Below are 15,348 nucleotides of genomic sequence, written 5' to 3' on the forward strand. Positions count from 1 at the left end.
CGCGACTTACACGTCGCGTGAAGACGATTAGGGGGACGCGCGCATGAACATCGTCGTCGCCCTTGGACTGATCATCACCTTCGCCACGGGCGTGCCGGTGCTGATGCAGATCCTCAAAAACCACCCGCGCGGACTGATCATCCTGTTCTTCGCCGAGATGTGGGAGCGTTTCTCCTACTACGGCATGCGCGGCATCCTGATCTTCTTCCTGACGCAACACTTCCTGTTCGACGACGCCATGGCGGGGTCGACCTACGGCTCCTACACCTCGCTGGTCTATCTGCTGCCCCTGCTGGGCGGCATCATGGCCGACCGCTTCATCGGCACGCGCAAGGCCGTCGCCTTCGGCGCCCTGCTCCTGGTCGCCGGTCACGGCATGATGGCTTTCGAGGGCCGTCCCGCGACCGAAACCCTGACCTACGCCGGTCAGACCTATCAGATCGACGCCGAAGGCCGCGGCGCGGCGCGTGAAGTGTCGATCGTCGTCAACGGCCAGAAATACGCCTTCGAGGCGGCCGAGAACGGCCTGGCGATCGAGAACCTGCCGGCCGCCTCGCCATTGCCGGCCGTGCTGCCGACCGGCGAATACAAGATCGACGCGACCCGCGACATGGCGGGCGTGAACGTCTTCTATCTGGCGGTGTCCTTCATCATCATGGGCGTCGGCTTCCTGAAGCCCAACATCTCGACCATCGTCGGACAGCTCTATCCGCAAGGTGACCCGCGGCGGGATTCCGGCTTCACCCTCTACTACTACGGCATCAACCTCGGCGCCTTCTGGGCGGCCGTGCTGTGCGGCCTTTTGGGGCAGACCGTCGGCTGGTGGGCAGGCTTTGGTCTGGCCGGCGTCGGCATGGCGCTGGGCTGGGTGGTCTTCGTGCTGGGCAAACCCCTGCTGCAAGGCAAGGGCGAGCCTCCGGCCGAAGCCAATCTGAGCAAACCCATGTTGGGTCCGATCAACCGCGAATGGTCGATCTATCTGCTCAGCATCCTGGGCGTCGGCGTCGTCTGGTTCATGGTTCAGCGCAACGCCCTGGTGGGTTGGGTCCTGGGCGCCGCCACCGTCGCGTCGCTGCTGTTCATCCTCTACGTCATCGTCAAGGTTTGCGAGAACAAGGCGCAGCGCGAGCGGATGATGCTGGCCCTGGTGCTGATCTTCGGGTCGGTCGTCTTCTTCACCCTGTTCGAACAGGCCGGCACATCGCTGAACCTGTTCGCCGACCGTAACGTCGATCTCAGCATCACCCCGCAGGCGTTCCAGCTTCTGGGTGTCACCGTCGGCACCCCGGCCCAGATCGCCGCCGCCGGTCTCAGCACGTCGGGTCCCTGGATCGACGCTACCATCACGGCGGCCCAGACCCAGTCGTTCAATGCGGGCTTCATCCTGATCTTCGCACCGATCATGGCCGCGCTCTGGTCCTTCCTGGGCAAGCGCAACCTGGACCCCAACCCTACGCTGAAGTTCGGCCTGGGCCTGCTTCAGGTCGGATTGGGCTTCATGATCGTGGTGTGGGGCGCCGGCATGGCCAACTCGGCCTTCCAGATGCCGCTGCTCCTGCTGGGTCTGCTCTACCTGTTCCACACGACCGGCGAGCTCTTCCTGTCGCCGGTGGGCCTGTCGGAAATCACCAAACTGTCCGTCGCCAAGGTGGTCAGCTTCATGATGGCCGTCTGGTTCCTTGCCAGCTCCATCGCCCAATATGTCGGCGGTTGGATCGCCGGTTTGGCGGGTACGGAGACTGTGGGCGGCCAGGTGCTGAACCCGGGCCTTGCGCTGCAGACCTCGCTTGAAGTGTTCAAGCTGCTGGGCCTGTGGGGGATGGGCATCGGCGTGGCCTTTATCGTCATCAGCCACTTCATCAAGGGCTGGTCGCATGGCGCCAATGACGGGGACAACCACCCTGGCCCCGCGCTGAACGATCGCGGTCAGGAAGACGGCAACGTCGCCCGTCCTGCGGCCTCGACGCCTAGCCACTGATCGACGCCTGATCATGGAAAAGCCCCGGCGGAGCGATCCGCCGGGGCTTTTTGCTGTGTGAAGCGCCTCAGAAGGTCTTGCGGACCCGCAACGAGACGAAGGTGCGCGGGTCGATGGAGCGCTCCTCGACGAAGGCCACGGTGCGCGGATTGCGTGTGGCGTAGACCGTGCGCTGCTGGGTGAAGTCGTCCCACAGGTTCAGCTGGGCGCGCAGCGACAGGGTCGGGCTGGGCTTGTATTCGACGAAGGCCTCCAGATAGTCCGTGCCGCGCCAGGCGAAGGTCTGGTCGGGATCGTAGGTCGCCTGTCCCAGACGCGGCAGCCAGTTGATCCCCCACTGGGTCTTCCACGAGGTGATGTCCTGCTGGAAGCCAACATTGGCCTGGCTGGGACGCACTCCCGAGATGCGGCGGTCCTCGCCCGTGGTCGGGTCGGTGACGCTGGTCTTGTTCCAGTCGTTCCTGAAGGTGAAGCGGGCGCCCGAAATTCCGACCTTGTCCAGCGGCACGACCACGTTCAGCGACAGCTGATCCAGCGTTCCGTCGCCGATGTTGCCCGTCGCCGACAGGCCGCCGGGCAGGGGCAGGCGGTCGATCACGTCGATGATGCGGTCGTGGCGATAGCCGATCGAGACCACGCCCTCGCCCCAGAATCGGCGCTCATAGGACAGCTCGGAAATCCAGCGCTGTTCCGGCTCCAGATCGACGTTGCCGCCGAACACCGTGCCATCGCTCAGCTCAGCCGAGGCGGCGAAGTCGCCGAAGTCCAGCTGACCCAGTTCGCGCTCGAAGCGGAAACGCAGCTGGTTGTCGGCCATCGGCGTCCAGGTCGCCAGCAGCCGCGGCTTGGCGAAGAAGAAGCTCTTTTCCTGATCCGCATCGCCCGATTGGCTGATGGTGGAGGCCTCGAGGCGCACGCCGCCCTCCAGCGTCAGCTTCGGATTGATCCGCCAGGTCGCCTTGCTGAAGGCCTCGCCGCGCGTCTCCTCGACCTTGACCGAGGCGCTGGGTAGGGGCACGCCGACGCCGCCGATGGTGAAGGCCTGGTTCACGTCCAGCATATTGTAGGCGATCTCGGCGCCGGCCTCGATTGTCAGGGCGGGCGAGCGTTCGTGACGCACCAGGGCGCGCAGGATGGATTCCGACGAGTCGCCGTTGGATTTGAACTGCTGCTCTGGCGCCGCCGTCCCGTTCAGGGTCTCATTGCTGCCCGAGACGCTGTCAAAGCTGGAGAACTCGTGGATCAGACGAGTCTCTAGTGTCCAGCGCGGGTTCAGGGTGCGGGTCCAGGTCAGGCCCAACTCACCGGAATCGCCGTCTTCGGCGTAGTCGCTGCGGCGCAAGGAGGTTGGCGACGAAAGCTCGGTCCAGTTCTGATAGTCGTTCAGACCATAGCGGGCGGTGCCTTCCAGCTTTCCGCCGAACAACGGGCCGGTGTAGTTGCCGCGAATACCTTGGCCGCCGCCCCAGCCGTCGTTCTCGTACCGCTCGTCGCGGATGACATCGCCAGCGGCGTTGCGACGGACCGAACGGCCGACGCCGTTGGAATCGCTGGATCCCATGCCGTCCGACAGGGTCACGCCCCAGCTGCGGTCGCCCTTGTTCTGCGTGAACTGATAGGAGCCGCCATAGATGTCATGGCCGCCTTCGAACAGCATGGCGTTCCAGGTCAGGATCGACTGGCGGCTGTCGGTCGTCTTCAGGATGACGTTCACGACGACGGAATAGCCCTGCATGTCGATGCCCGGCGCACCGCCCCGGATCAGTTCGATGCGCTCGACCTGATTGGCCAGGGTCCGGCCCAGGACGTTCGAACCCGAATCGTTCTTTGAGGCGGGGCGGTTGTTGTTGATCAGCACATTGCCGACCGCCCCTTCAAAGCCACGCGCGCCCGATCCGTTGTCGATGGAGAAGCCGGGGACGCGGTTGACCATGTCGAGCGCCGTATTCGGGCGCTGGGCGGCGAAGAAGTCCGGCGTGAAGACCAGTACGCCGCGCTGGCTGGCGTCGGCCAGGGGCGCCTGGTTGGTCGGGCCGGTCGGCACCGGGGCCTCGGCGACTTGTGGCCGATCTGTGGTGGAAGCGTCGCCGGCGAATGCGGCGCCGGCGGTGAAAAGCAGGGCGGTGCTGGCCAGCAGCAGGGTCTTTGTCATTGGTCTTCCCCTCGGGTGTTGGCGAGAGGTGTGCCGATCCGCCGCGTTCATCTCCAGTTACAAGGCCGCAAGGTGGATTAAATCGACGACATCATTACAGCGATTTCATTACACCAGCGACAGTAATGAAGTTTACAGCAATGTAATGATCAGACGCTCATCTTCTTTATTGCTTTTACTTGCCGCGACGGCGCTGACGACCGCGCCTGCCGTCGCGCAGGATGCGCAATCGGACGCCGTCGAGGATATCGTCGTCACCGCCCGCCGGATCGAGGCGCCGATGTGGGAGGTGCGGCGCGGCGACAGCGTCCTGATCCTGGTCGGATCGATCGACGGTTTGCCCAGAAAGATGGAGTGGCGCACCGACGCTCTCATCTCGGCGGTTGATCGTGCCGACCGCGTCCTGTTTCCCGTCGAGGGGCGGGCCTCGCTGGCCGATGTGGGCCGACTGATCTGGCGATTTAGGACGCTGACTCGTTTGCCGAACGGGCGCACCAGCGCCGACTATCTGTCACCGGACCTTGAGGCCCGGGTCGAAAACCTGACAGGCGAAGGCCCGACCCGCGACAGCATGCTGATCCTGTCGGGCGATCTGATGGAACTGGGCGGTTACAGTAGCGGAGGGCGTCCGGTGTCCGGCCTGGTTCGTCAGGCGACGCGCGCCAATCGCACACCCGCTGAACCCGTCGGCATCTTCAGGGGTGACGAGCTGATCGAAAAGGTTCTGACGACGCCGCCGGAACGCTACCTCGACTGCATCGACGCTGCGGCGACGGCGGCGGAGGGCGGGGTCGAGGCGGGCGCGCAACGTGCGGAGAACTGGCGTCTGCGCCGGATTCCGGCGGTATTAGACTCGCCCCTGGAAAAGGCGGCGACGGCCTGTTCCTACTGGTCGGTGATGGCCCAAGCGGACGATCTGCGTCGGATATGGAATAGGGCGGTGGACAAGGCGCTGGCCGAGGCCGGGGTCACCGTCGCTATCGCGCCCTTGCGGCTATTGGCCGAGCCGAACGGCGTATTGGATCGGTTGGAGGCGGAGGGGCTGGAACCGATCGGTCCCGAATGGCGCCCCTCCGCCCCCGCTCAATAGGCGCGCTAGAGCTTACTTGCGTTCCGGAACGGCGTCGCGGGCGGCTTCGCCGATGTTGTCGGCGGCGTTGCCAACGCTCTCGGCCGCACCGGCGATGGCGTTGTCCTTCACCGCGTCGCTGCGGTTCATGTTCATCAGGAAGTAGCCGATCACCAGCACGGCCAGCAAGCCGACGATCAGGGCGACGATGGCGCCCATTCCGCTGCCGCGACGCTCGACGACCGTGGTGGGCGCCGCGCTGGTTTCAGTGATGCGTTCAACCCGGCCATCGGGATGTTGGACTTCGCGTTCAGTGGGCATGGTGTTTCCTCTCCAGTGTGGCGGGGAAACACACTTTGTGACGATACGGTTCCGCTCGCTCAGACGGCGGTGCCGCCGACCGTCAGGCCGCCGATCTTGAGGCTGGGCTGGCCGATGCCGACGGGGACGCCCTGTCCGGCCTTGCCGCAGACGCCGACGCCCGGATCGAAGGCGAAGTCGTCGCCGACCATCTGGATCTTGGTTAGGGCTGTGGCCCCGTCGCCGATCAGGGTGGCGCCCCGAACGGGTGCGGTGATCACCCCGTCCTCGATCAGATAGGCCTCATTGCACTGGAACACGAACTTGCCGTTGGTGATGTCCACCTGGCCGCCCGAGAAGTTGGCGGCGTAGAGGCCGCGCTTCGTATTGGCGATCATGTCGGCCTTGGAATCCTTGCCCCCTTCCATGAAGGTGTTGGTCATGCGCGGCATCGGCATATGGGCGAAGGACTGGCGCCGGCCGTTGCCCGTTGCGGCGACGCCCAGCTGCCGCGCCGACAGCCGGTCGTGCATCAACCCGACCATGATCCCGTCCTCGATCAGCACGGTGCGCGAGGTGGGCGTGCCCTCGTCATCGACCGACAGCGATCCGCGCCGTCCGGCGATCGAGCCGTCATCGACCACGGTGACGCCGGGGGCGGCGACCCGCTGGCCCATCATGCCGTTGAAGACCGACGAGCCCTTCCTGTGGAAGTCGCCCTCGAAGCCGTGGCCGATGGCCTCGTGCAGCAGGACGCCGGGCCAGCCGGCGCCCAGGACCACGTCCATCTCGCCCGCCGGACAATCGACGGCGTCCAGATTGACCAGGGCCTGACGCAGGGCCTCGTCCACCTGGGCCTGCCAGCGTTCGGGCGCGACCCAGGCCTCGAATCCGGCCCGGCCGCCGGCGCCGGACGAGGCGCTCTCGCGCTTGCCGTTCTGTTCGACGGTAACGGAGACGTTCAGCCGAACAAGGGGGCGAACATCGCGCACCGCCCGTTCGTCGGCGCGCAGGATTTCGATGGCGCGACGTTCGCCGATCAGGGAGGCGGATACCTGAACCACGCGCGGATCGCGGGCGCGCGCCCAGGCGTCGATCTCGGCCAGCAAGGCGATCTTGTCGGAGAAGGCGGGCGAGGCGAGGGGATCGACCTCGCCATACAGTTTCTGATTGGTGGCGCGGGGCCCTTCGGCGACCCGGGCCTCATGCCCTTGTTTGGCCAGGGCGGCGCTGTCGGCGGCGCGACGCAGGGCGGCGGCCGAGATCTCGTTGGCGTGGGCGTACCCGGCGGTCTCGCCCGCCACGACCCGCAGGCCGAAGCCCTCGGTCGCGTCATAGGCGGCGGACTTCAGCCGGCCGTCGTCGAACACCAGGCTCTCGCTCTCGGACCGCTCCAGGAACAGTTCGCCGTCGTCGGCGCCGGCCAGGGCCGTCTTCAGGATCGACAGGGCTTCATCGGCATCGACGCCGGCGGCGTCGAGGATGGGCGGCGGGGAGGCGTGAACGGTCATGGCCTGTAGGTAGGGGCTGAAGGCCGTTTCGTCACCTGCCCGGCGCGCGAAACCGCCGATCAGTCCAGCGGCTGGGGCCGCGTCACTACCGGACCGTCGGGATCGCTGCTCGACGGACGTGCAGCGGTCGGGGCGGGCGTCGGGGCCGTCGGCACGATCACCAGCGGCTCGGTCGTGACGGTCGGAGCCGGCGTGGACGGCGCCGGGGTGGCCGTCGTCGGCGCACGCGTCGTCGGTTGCGTCGTTGCGGCCGGCGCCTGGGGCTGGGTCTGCGTGCGGGGCGCGGCCGTCGTCGCGCGCGGCGTCGTCGTTGCCGGCGCGGAAGCCGCCGTGGCGGGCGGCGCCGGTGTGGTCGTCGCGGCGGGCGCCGGCTGTTCGGTCGCGACGACGGGTGCGGCGTCGGCAGGAATCGTATCGGCTGGCGGGGCGATCAGAGGCGCATCGGCGGCCATGGCGGGCGTGGACGCCGGCGGGGTCGAGGCGGGACGCATCGCAAGCCACAGGCCGCCTCCGGCGACCAGCAGGGCGACGACCCCGACTCCGACATAGAGCGGCAGGCGCGAGCTCTTGGCGGGCGCACGGGCGAAGCTGGGCGTGATCGGCGCAGCCGCAGGCGAAACAGCGGGTCTGGCCGCGACCGCTGCCGCGGCGGCGACGGGTTCGGCCGCGACCGGCTTCGGCGCAGGGGCGGGCGTCGTCTCGGGCGCGGGAAGGGGCCGCACGGTCAGATCGGGTTGAGCGGCCGGCGCCGGCTGCGGCCTGGGCTGCGGCGGCGTTGGAGCCTTGGGTTGAGGCTGGGCTTGGGCCGGGCGCGCCGTTGGGATCAGCGAACCGCCCAGGATGCTTGCCCCCTGCGGACGGGGCGCGGGACGCGGCGCGGGATTGGCGGGCGTCGTCTGACCCTTGGCCGGCGCGATTCCGGAGGCCAGGCTCTGGGTGTGGATCGAGGCCTGCTGCTGTTGCGGCGTGGGCTTGCGGGGCGGCGGATTGGGAATGCGGTCCAGCGGATTGGGCGCGACCGGCACCGGCCCGACGTGGAAGGTCGTCGCGGGCATACGGCCCCAGGTCACCGGCTTGCGGGCGAAGGGCTGGGGCGGGGTCTTCTGGTCGTCGGACATGGTCTTCTCAATCGCTGGCGATCTGGCCCGTTTCGTGACGGATCAGTTCTTGAGCCGGTAGCCGGTCTTGAACATCCACATGACGATGCCCAGGCAGACGGCAAAGAAGGCCAGGGTGGCGGCGACGCTGACGCCGATCGCCACATCCCCCTGACCATAGAAGGCCCAGCGGAAGCCCGAGATCAGATAGACCACAGGGTTGAACAGGGTCACTGTGCGCCAACCGTCCGGCAGCATGTCGATGGAATAGAAGGCGCCGCCCAGGAAGGTCAGTGGCGTCACGACCAGCATCGGGATCATTTGAAGCTGCTCGAACCCATTGGCCCAGACCCCGATAATGAAGCCGAACAGGCTGAAGGTCACCGAAATCAGGATTAAGAAGGCCATCATCCAGACCGGATGCAGGATCTGCAGCGGCACGAAGAAGGCCGCCGTCGCCAGAATGATCAGCCCCAGCACCGCCGACTTGGTCGCCGCCGCGCCGACATAGGCCAGCACGATCTCCAGCGACGACACCGGCGCCGACAGGATTTCGTAGATCGTTCCCGTGAACTTGGGGAAGTAGATGCCGAATGAGGCGTTGAAGATCGACTGTGTGAACAGGCTGAGCATGATCAGGCCTGGCACGATGAAGGCGCCGTACGGCACGCCGTCCACTTGCTGCATCCGGCTGCCGATCGCGCCGCCGAAGACGACGAAATACAGGGCCGTGGTGATCACCGGGGTGACCACGCTCTGCCATAGGGTGCGCAGCGCCCGCGCCATCTCGAAGCGATAGATGGCCCAGACGCCGTATCCGTTGAAGGTCATGCCGCTGCTCCGTTCTGGTGGACCAGGCTGACGAAGATGTCTTCCAGCGAGCTCTGGCGGGTGTTCAAGTCCTTGAAGCCGATGTTCAGCGCCTCAAGCCGGCGGATCAGCGACGGCACGCCTGTGTCATCGGCGTTGGCGTCGAAACTGTACTCCAGTTCGCCGCCCTCGTTCTTTAGCGTCAGGTCCCAGTCGGACAGGTCGGCGGGCAGGGCCGCCAACGGCTCGATCAGGTTCAGCGTCAGGGTCTTCTTGCCCAGCTTCTTCATCAGAGCCGACTTTTCCTCGACCAGGATCAGTTCGCCCTTCAGGATCACGCCCACCCGGTCGGCCATTTCCTCGGCCTCCTCGATGTAGTGGGTCGTCAGGATGATGGTGACGCCGCGCTCGCGCAGCTTTCTGACCATGGCCCACATGTCGCGGCGCAGCTCGACATCGACCCCGGCGGTCGGCTCGTCCAGGAAAAGGATGTCAGGTTCGTGGCTCAGGGCCTTGGCGATCATCACCCGCCGCTTCATCCCGCCCGACAGGGTCATGATCTTGGCGTCACGCTTGTCCCACAGCGAAAGGTCCTTCAGCACGCCCTCGATGAAGGCGGGGTTCGGCGCCTTGCCGAACAGGCCCCGACTGAAGGTGACGGTGGCCAGCACGGTCTCGAAGGCGTCGGTGGTCAGCTCCTGCGGCACCAGACCGATCTTGGTGCGGGCGGCGCGGAAATCGGATTGGATGTCATGGCCGTCGGCGACCACGGTCCCGGTCGTGGGCGTGACGATGCCGCAGACGATGGAGATCAGCGTGGTCTTGCCCGCGCCGTTCGGTCCCAGCAGGGCGAAAATCTCGCCCTTGTTGATCGTCAGGTCGATGCGCTTCAGCGCCTGATGCCCCGACTTGTAGGTCTTGGTCAGGCCGTCGATCTCGATTACGGGCATGGGCTTTCCTTTCCGGCGCGCGCGGCGGCGCGGCCGGGTGTGGCGGCAATATGGCGTGCCTGACGCCTGACTCAAGTGGCGGCGCCGTCTCAATAGACGCCAAGTCGTTGTTAACCCGATTGTCGCACGGTGCCGGCCTGAGTTGAGTTTTGGCAGGAGCTTTCGTGCCGTCCCTGTCCGCCGCCCACCACGCCGCTCTGACGGCGATCGTCGAGGCCTGTCCCGACGCATCGCTGGGGATGCTGGGCGCAGCCGTGGCGGCGCTGAAGGGCGACAAGGCGGCCGAACTGGCGAACATCGTCGCCACAGAGGCGCGCGATCGCGCCCGTCGCGGCACGGCGTTTGCGCCCCTGCTGCCACTGTTCCAGCCGCGCGCCGACGGCGTGCCCGCCCTGGTCTTTCCGGCTCAGGTCTTGAAACGGGTGTGGCGCCAGGCGGTGCAGGGCGAGGAGGACTTCGTGCCGCTGCTGGACAGGGCTGTGGCCGTGGACGGCGAATGGACCCTGGCCGCCGATCGGCTGTGCGCAAAGGCGGCCGCCGTGCTGCGCGACCGGCCGCGCGACGTCTGGCCCGAGTTTCAGCGTCCCGCCGACGGCCAGCCCCCATCCACTCCGGTCGAACTGGCCGGCTGTTTCGACCTGACGCCTCTGGCCCGCAGCGCCCTGCCGCGCCTGCCGGTCTGGCTGGAACGTCCCGACGACAATCAACTCGCGGGGCTGAGGCTGCTGATCCAGGACTGTTTGGCGATGTCGCCGGACGGCGGGCGGCGCATGATCGACATCCTGTTCGCCCATGTGGCGGACGCCGAGCGAATGCTGCGGGTCGTGACGCGGACCAGCCGGCTCGCCGACCGTGAAATCACCCTCAGCCATTCCGAGATGGGCGTCTTCGTCGAGCGGTTGCTGACCTCCGTGCAGGCGCGGGTGCAGAAGATCGCCGGCGTGGTCCGATCGTCGCTGGGCGAGACCGCGATGCTGGGCGTGGTGGACGACGTCAACTGGTGCGCGGGCGTGCTGGCCGAGATGGACCTCAGCCTGCAGGTGCGGCCCGATTCCAGCTGGGGCAAGGCGGCGCGGATGGCGCGGGTCCAGGTGTCGGGCCAGCTTTCGGGTCTGATGAAGTCCGCTTCCAGCGCCGTCCACGCCGCCCTGCCGATGAAGCGTCAGGTCATCACCGGACGCATGACGCGTATGTCGCCCTGGCTGGAGGCGCCGGCCGAGGGCGAACCGATCGAGGCGGCGGCTGCCCTGCTGGCGGCGGTGGCGGCCCTGCGCGGCGCGGCCGTCACCTTCGGCTGCGAAGCCGATCGCTCGGGATTGAAGGCAGACCTGACCGACTACCTCTCCACCTGGTCCGACGAGGCGCTGAACAGTCTGTCGGACGGCGAGGCCGAAAATCCGGACCACGTGCTGCGTCTGATCGGGGTCGCGGCGCGGTTCCTGACCGTGATCGAGGCGCTGGAGGCGGCGCGCGCGGTCAGGCGACGCGCAGCCTCAGCGGAAATGGCGCGGCTGGGCTGAAACGACGCCTCGCCCGAAGTTCGCGGATGGGTTAGACGGCGAAGATGATCGTGTTCTGGATAATGACGGGACTGGCGGCGGCCCTGGCCGCCCTGCTGGTGCTGACCGGCGCGCGACGCGGCGCCGATCCGGCGGCTGGAGCCGAAACCCAGGCCGGCTCGCGCGAGATCGAGGAACTGGATCGGCTGAAGGCGCGCGGCCTGCTGGACGAGGCGGCCTATGTGGGCGCGCGCGCCGAGGCGGGGCGGCGGCTTCTCGCCGTTTCGGCGACCACGACCCCGGTGGCCGGCGCCCGCGATCGGTTCTGGGTGCTGGGCGGGATCGGCGTGACCGTCGCGGCCGCTCTCGGCCTCTATGTCTTGACCGGCTCGCCGGGCCTGCCGGATCAGGCCTATCAGCGGCGCGTCGACGATTGGGCCGCCAATCTGGATCGGCTGGAGCCAGCGCAACTGGCGGCGGTGACCGCGCGGGTCGTTCAGGAACGGCCAAAGGATCGGCAGGCGTTGGCCATGCTGGGCGCGGCCCGGTTCGCCGCCGGCGATCCGCTGGGCGCCGCCTCCGCCTTTCGCCGTCTGATCGCCCTGGACCCCCGTGACGCCCAGGCCTGGGCGCGGCTGGGCGAAAGCCTGGTCGTCGCCAACGATAACCAGATCGGCGGCGATGCCGAGGCCGCCTTCCGCGAGGCTTTGAAACTGGACCCCGACCAGCTTGGCGCGCGCTTCTTCCTGGGCGAGGCCGCGTTGCGGCGCGGCGACGCCGTTGAGGCCCGCACCCTGTGGACGCCCCTGATCGCCGCGCTCGACCCGGCCGATCCGCGCCATCTGGATCTGGAACGCCGACTGCCGAAGGACGGCGCGCAATGACGCGTTGGTCCTGCGCGACGACGGCGGTATATGCCGCCGGTCCGTCCCTGGAATCCGGAATGTCCGTCGCATGAGCTGGCTGCCCAAATCGCCGAAGGCGCGTCGCCGCCTGTGGGTCATCGCCGCCGTGGCACCGATCCTGGCGCTGGCGGTCGGCCTGTCGCTGTGGGCGATGCAGGACAGCGTGACCTTCTTCTATTCGCCGTCCGAAGCTACCGCCGACAAGGCGCCGGAGGGGCGCAACATCCGCCTGGGCGGTCTGGTCGAGGCCGGCAGCGTGCAAAAGACCGGCGACGGCGTGGTCGCCTTCGTCGTCACCGACAACGCCGCCACGACCCGCGTCGTCTATCACGGGGACCTGCCCGACCTGTTCCGCGAAGGGCAGGGGATCGTGGCGCAAGGGGCCTTCGGCGCCGATCGCACCTTCCACGCCAGCCAGGTCCTGGCCAAGCACGACGAGAACTATATGCCGCGCGAGGTCGCCGACCGTCTGAAGGAAAAAGGCGAGTGGCGGCCGGACGGCTCCGAAACGCGCTCAAGCAGGCCGCAGGCCGATAGCGCGCCGACCCGCTTATGATCGCCGAGCTTGGGGCCTTCGCCCTGGCGCTGGCGCTGGCGCTGTCGATCCTGCAAACCGGGCTTTCGGCGGCCGGACGCGCGCGGCGCAGCCCGGTCCTGGCCGGGGCCGCCCAAGGCGCGGCTTTGGCGGCGGCGGCGGCGGTCGCGCTCAGTTTCGCAGCCCTGATCTACGCCTTCGTCGTGTCGGACTTTTCGGTCTCCAACGTTGCGGCCAACAGCCACACCGACAAGCCGATGCTCTACAAGGTCGCCGGCGCCTGGGGCAGCCACGAGGGGTCGCTTCTGTTGTGGTGTCTGGTGCTGACCGTCTTCGGCGGGGCGCTGGCGCGGGCGCGCGGCCTGCCGTTCGGGCTGAAGGCCTCGGCCGTGGCGGTGCAGGGCGCGCTGGGCTCGCTGTTCCTGGCCTTCGCCGTCTTCACCTCCAGCCCCTTCACCCGCCTGGACCCCGCGCCGTTCCAGGGCGCGTCGCTGAACCCGCTGTTGCAGGACCCGGCCCTGGCCGTGCATCCGCCGCTGCTCTACGCCGGCTACGTCGGGTTCTCGGTCTGCTTCTCCTTGGCGGTCGCAGCGCTGATCGAGGGACGGGCGCAGACCGCCTTCTGGCCCGCCTGGGGGCGCTGGGTCCGACCCTGGGCGCTGGCCAGCTGGGCCTTCCTGACCGTCGGCATCACCCTGGGCTCCTTCTGGGCCTATTATGAGCTGGGCTGGGGCGGCTGGTGGTTCTGGGACCCGGTCGAGAACGCCTCCTTCATGCCCTGGCTGGCGGGCGCGGCCCTGTTGCACAGCGCGGTCGTGACCGAGCGGCGCGGCGCGCTGGCGGGCTGGACGGTGTTCCTCGCTTTGCTGGCCTTCACCTTCTCCATGCTGGGCGCCTTTTTGGTGCGCTCGGGCGTGCTGACATCTGTCCACGCCTTCGCTGTCGATCCACAGCGCGGGCTGATGCTGCTGGCCATTCTCGGGATCACGGCCGGCGCCGCCTTCGCCCTGTTCGCCTGGCGCGCGCCGCAGTTGAAGGGCGGGGGCCTGTTCGCGCCGGTCAGCCGTGAGGGGGCGCTGGTGCTGAACAATCTGTTCCTGACGGCGGCGGCCGCGACCGTCTTGCTGGGCACCCTCTATCCGCTGATTTTGGAAGCGGCGTCCGGCGCGACCATCTCGGTCGGCCCGCCCTATTTCGCCGCCACCTTCACCCCGCTGATGATGGTCGCCTTCCTGATCCTGCCGGCCGGTCCGCTGTTGGCCTGGAAGCGCGGCGACCTGCCCGGCGCGATGCAGCGCCTGGCCGTCGCGGCGGGTCTGGCGATCGTCGGCACCCTGGCGTCCTACGCCCTGTGGGAGCACAAGAAGGCCTTCGCCGCCGCTGGGATCGGCCTGGGTCTGTGGCTGATCCTGGGATCGCTGTCGGAAGTCGCCGAGCGCGTTCGCCTGTTCCGCGCCTCGATGGCCGAGACGGTGCGCCGACTGAAGGGGCTGCCGCTGGGCGCCTGGGGCATGACCCTGGCGCATTTGGGGCTGGGCGTCTTCATCCTGGGGGCGGTGGTCGAGACGGGCTTCAAGGCCGAGGCCGCCCGCGCCGTCTCGCTGGGCCAGAGTGTGTCGGCCGGCCCCTGGACCGTCACCCTGGACGACCTCCGTGTCGTCGAGGGACCGAACTATCTGGCCGAACAGGGCCGACTGACCGTGCGCGCCACGAACGATCAGGGCCGCGCCAGCACCGTGACGGCCGAGCGCCGCTTCTTCCCCGCCGGCGGCCAGACCACCACCGAGGTCGGGCTGGATTTTCGGGGCCTGGACGACGTCTATGTCGTGATCGGCGAACGGGCGGGCAGTCCCGAACAGCCGGCCTGGGTCGTGCGTCTGTACTGGAACCCCTGGGCGCGACTGATCTTCCTGGGGCCGATGATCATGGCGCTGGGCGGGGTGCTGTCGCTGCTGGATCGCCGTCTCCGGCTCGGGATCGGCGCGCGCCGGCGCAAGGCCCCATGAAACGCTTGCTAGTCCTAATGGCCGCGCCGGTGCTGGCGCTGATGCTGACGGCGGCTGAACCGCCCGCCGCACCCGACCGCCCCTTGGCCGATGCGACCCAGGAGGCCCGCGCCCAGGCCCTGTTCAAGGACGTGCGCTGCGTCGTCTGCCAGCACGAGGCCATCGCCGACAGCCCGGCGGGCGTCGCCGGCGACATGCGCCGCCTGATCCGCGAGGAGATTGCGGCCGGCGCCTCGGATCAGGCCGTGCGCGACGATCTGGTGCGACGCTTCGGAGACTATGTGCTGTTCACCCCGCCGGTGCGGGCGGGGACCTGGCTGCTGTGGTTCGGCCCGTTCGCCCTGTTGCTGCTGGCCGCCGCCGTTCTGGCCCTGCACGCACGCCGTCGTCCGGTTGAGGCCGTCCCCCTCACGCCAGAAGAAGAACGCCGGCTGGACGAAGTTCTACGAAATGAGAAGCTTCGCCGCGATCCTGACGCAACCTCGCCTCACGACGGGCGCTAGTCGAGATCAACGATCGGCGGTCGGGATTGGCGC

The 15,348-nt window shown here is 68.0% G+C and carries 13 protein-coding genes; 7 read left to right on the forward strand and 6 right to left on the reverse strand.

Translation table 11 applies throughout. The annotated features are described in order from the left end of the window. The first annotated feature begins 43 nt into the window (after window positions 1-43). Window positions 44-1,978 carry a peptide MFS transporter gene (locus AC3WRC_RS00360; RefSeq protein ID WP_066624011.1) on the forward strand — a complete coding sequence of 645 codons (1,935 nt, stop codon included), beginning with the start codon at window positions 44-46 and terminating at the stop codon, window positions 1,976-1,978. Window positions 1,979-2,045: 67 nt separating this feature from the next. Here the strand turns inward: AC3WRC_RS00360 and AC3WRC_RS00365 are convergent, their stop codons facing one another. Next, window positions 2,046-4,130 carry a TonB-dependent receptor plug domain-containing protein gene (locus AC3WRC_RS00365; RefSeq protein ID WP_492302384.1) on the reverse strand — a complete coding sequence of 695 codons (2,085 nt, stop codon included), beginning with the start codon at window positions 4,128-4,130 and terminating at the stop codon, window positions 2,046-2,048. A 145-nt stretch (window positions 4,131-4,275) separates the two neighbouring features. Between AC3WRC_RS00365 and AC3WRC_RS00370 the strand changes: the two genes are divergently transcribed. Continuing rightward, window positions 4,276-5,220: a TraB/GumN family protein gene (locus AC3WRC_RS00370; RefSeq protein WP_492302385.1), complete on the forward strand. Its 945-nt coding sequence runs from the start codon at window positions 4,276-4,278 to the stop codon at window positions 5,218-5,220. 12 nt (window positions 5,221-5,232) lie between these two features. Here AC3WRC_RS00370 and AC3WRC_RS00375 read toward each other — a convergent pair whose 3' ends face one another. The 5 genes from AC3WRC_RS00375 to AC3WRC_RS00395 are packed head-to-tail and all read right to left on the reverse strand — an operon-like array spanning window position 5,233 to window position 9,867. Then, complete coding sequence (locus AC3WRC_RS00375; RefSeq protein WP_045809440.1) at window positions 5,233-5,520, reverse strand: hypothetical protein; 288 nt, start codon at window positions 5,518-5,520, stop codon at window positions 5,233-5,235. A 59-nt stretch (window positions 5,521-5,579) separates the two neighbouring features. Beyond that, complete coding sequence (gene tldD, locus AC3WRC_RS00380; RefSeq protein ID WP_492302386.1) at window positions 5,580-7,010, reverse strand: metalloprotease TldD; 1,431 nt, start codon at window positions 7,008-7,010, stop codon at window positions 5,580-5,582. 59 nt (window positions 7,011-7,069) lie between these two features. Next, window positions 7,070-8,128: a hypothetical protein gene (locus AC3WRC_RS00385; protein WP_492302387.1), complete on the reverse strand. Its 1,059-nt coding sequence runs from the start codon at window positions 8,126-8,128 to the stop codon at window positions 7,070-7,072. A 42-nt stretch (window positions 8,129-8,170) separates the two neighbouring features. Next, window positions 8,171-8,938 (reverse strand): ABC transporter permease, encoded by a 768-nt coding sequence (locus AC3WRC_RS00390; protein WP_055752804.1) that lies wholly within the window; start codon window positions 8,936-8,938, stop codon window positions 8,171-8,173. After that, a complete protein-coding gene (locus tag AC3WRC_RS00395) occupies window positions 8,935-9,867 on the reverse strand; it encodes an ABC transporter ATP-binding protein (RefSeq protein WP_055752805.1) in 933 nt (310 codons plus the stop codon). The genes AC3WRC_RS00390 and AC3WRC_RS00395 overlap by 4 nt, the downstream gene beginning before the upstream one ends. Before the next feature lie 164 nt (window positions 9,868-10,031). Between AC3WRC_RS00395 and AC3WRC_RS00400 the strand changes: the two genes are divergently transcribed. The 5 genes from AC3WRC_RS00400 (at window position 10,032) to AC3WRC_RS00420 (ending at window position 15,315) form a co-directional block, all read left to right on the forward strand. After that, window positions 10,032-11,387: a hypothetical protein gene (locus AC3WRC_RS00400; protein ID WP_492302389.1), complete on the forward strand. Its 1,356-nt coding sequence runs from the start codon at window positions 10,032-10,034 to the stop codon at window positions 11,385-11,387. Between the two features lie 44 nt (window positions 11,388-11,431). Continuing rightward, a complete protein-coding gene (gene ccmI, locus AC3WRC_RS00405) occupies window positions 11,432-12,250 on the forward strand; it encodes a c-type cytochrome biogenesis protein CcmI (protein WP_492302390.1) in 819 nt (272 codons plus the stop codon). Between the two features lie 70 nt (window positions 12,251-12,320). Next, window positions 12,321-12,827, forward strand: a complete 507-nt coding sequence (ccmE, locus tag AC3WRC_RS00410) for a cytochrome c maturation protein CcmE (protein WP_492302391.1) — start codon at window positions 12,321-12,323, stop codon at window positions 12,825-12,827. Further along, window positions 12,824-14,812, forward strand: coding sequence for a heme lyase CcmF/NrfE family subunit (locus AC3WRC_RS00415; protein ID WP_492302392.1), 1,989 nt, complete (start codon window positions 12,824-12,826; stop codon window positions 14,810-14,812). Before ccmE ends, AC3WRC_RS00415 begins: the two co-directional genes overlap by 4 nt. Beyond that, window positions 14,809-15,315, forward strand: a complete 507-nt coding sequence (locus AC3WRC_RS00420; RefSeq protein WP_492302394.1) for a cytochrome c-type biogenesis protein — start codon at window positions 14,809-14,811, stop codon at window positions 15,313-15,315. Before AC3WRC_RS00415 ends, AC3WRC_RS00420 begins: the two co-directional genes overlap by 4 nt. Window positions 15,316-15,348 lie beyond the last annotated feature (33 nt).

Source organism: Brevundimonas sp. EU05-FHT14B07, assembly GCF_058790795.1.

What these genes read in the sequence shown, in the direction of transcription:
- AC3WRC_RS00360 (WP_066624011.1), top strand. Translation starts at nt 44, where the DNA reads ATGAACATCGTCGTCGCCCTTGGACTGATCATCACCTTCGCCACGGGC.
- AC3WRC_RS00365 (WP_492302384.1), bottom strand. Translation starts at nt 4,130, where the DNA reads ATGACAAAGACCCTGCTGCTGGCCAGCACCGCCCTGCTTTTCACCGCC.
- AC3WRC_RS00370 (WP_492302385.1), top strand. Translation starts at nt 4,276, where the DNA reads ATGATCAGACGCTCATCTTCTTTATTGCTTTTACTTGCCGCGACGGCG.
- AC3WRC_RS00375 (WP_045809440.1), bottom strand. Translation starts at nt 5,520, where the DNA reads ATGCCCACTGAACGCGAAGTCCAACATCCCGATGGCCGGGTTGAACGC.
- tldD (WP_492302386.1), bottom strand. Translation starts at nt 7,010, where the DNA reads ATGACCGTTCACGCCTCCCCGCCGCCCATCCTCGACGCCGCCGGCGTC.
- AC3WRC_RS00385 (WP_492302387.1), bottom strand. Translation starts at nt 8,128, where the DNA reads ATGTCCGACGACCAGAAGACCCCGCCCCAGCCCTTCGCCCGCAAGCCG.
- AC3WRC_RS00390 (WP_055752804.1), bottom strand. Translation starts at nt 8,938, where the DNA reads ATGACCTTCAACGGATACGGCGTCTGGGCCATCTATCGCTTCGAGATG.
- AC3WRC_RS00395 (WP_055752805.1), bottom strand. Translation starts at nt 9,867, where the DNA reads ATGCCCGTAATCGAGATCGACGGCCTGACCAAGACCTACAAGTCGGGG.
- ccmI (WP_492302390.1), top strand. Translation starts at nt 11,432, where the DNA reads ATGATCGTGTTCTGGATAATGACGGGACTGGCGGCGGCCCTGGCCGCC.
- ccmE (WP_492302391.1), top strand. Translation starts at nt 12,321, where the DNA reads ATGAGCTGGCTGCCCAAATCGCCGAAGGCGCGTCGCCGCCTGTGGGTC.
- AC3WRC_RS00415 (WP_492302392.1), top strand. Translation starts at nt 12,824, where the DNA reads ATGATCGCCGAGCTTGGGGCCTTCGCCCTGGCGCTGGCGCTGGCGCTG.
- AC3WRC_RS00420 (WP_492302394.1), top strand. Translation starts at nt 14,809, where the DNA reads ATGAAACGCTTGCTAGTCCTAATGGCCGCGCCGGTGCTGGCGCTGATG.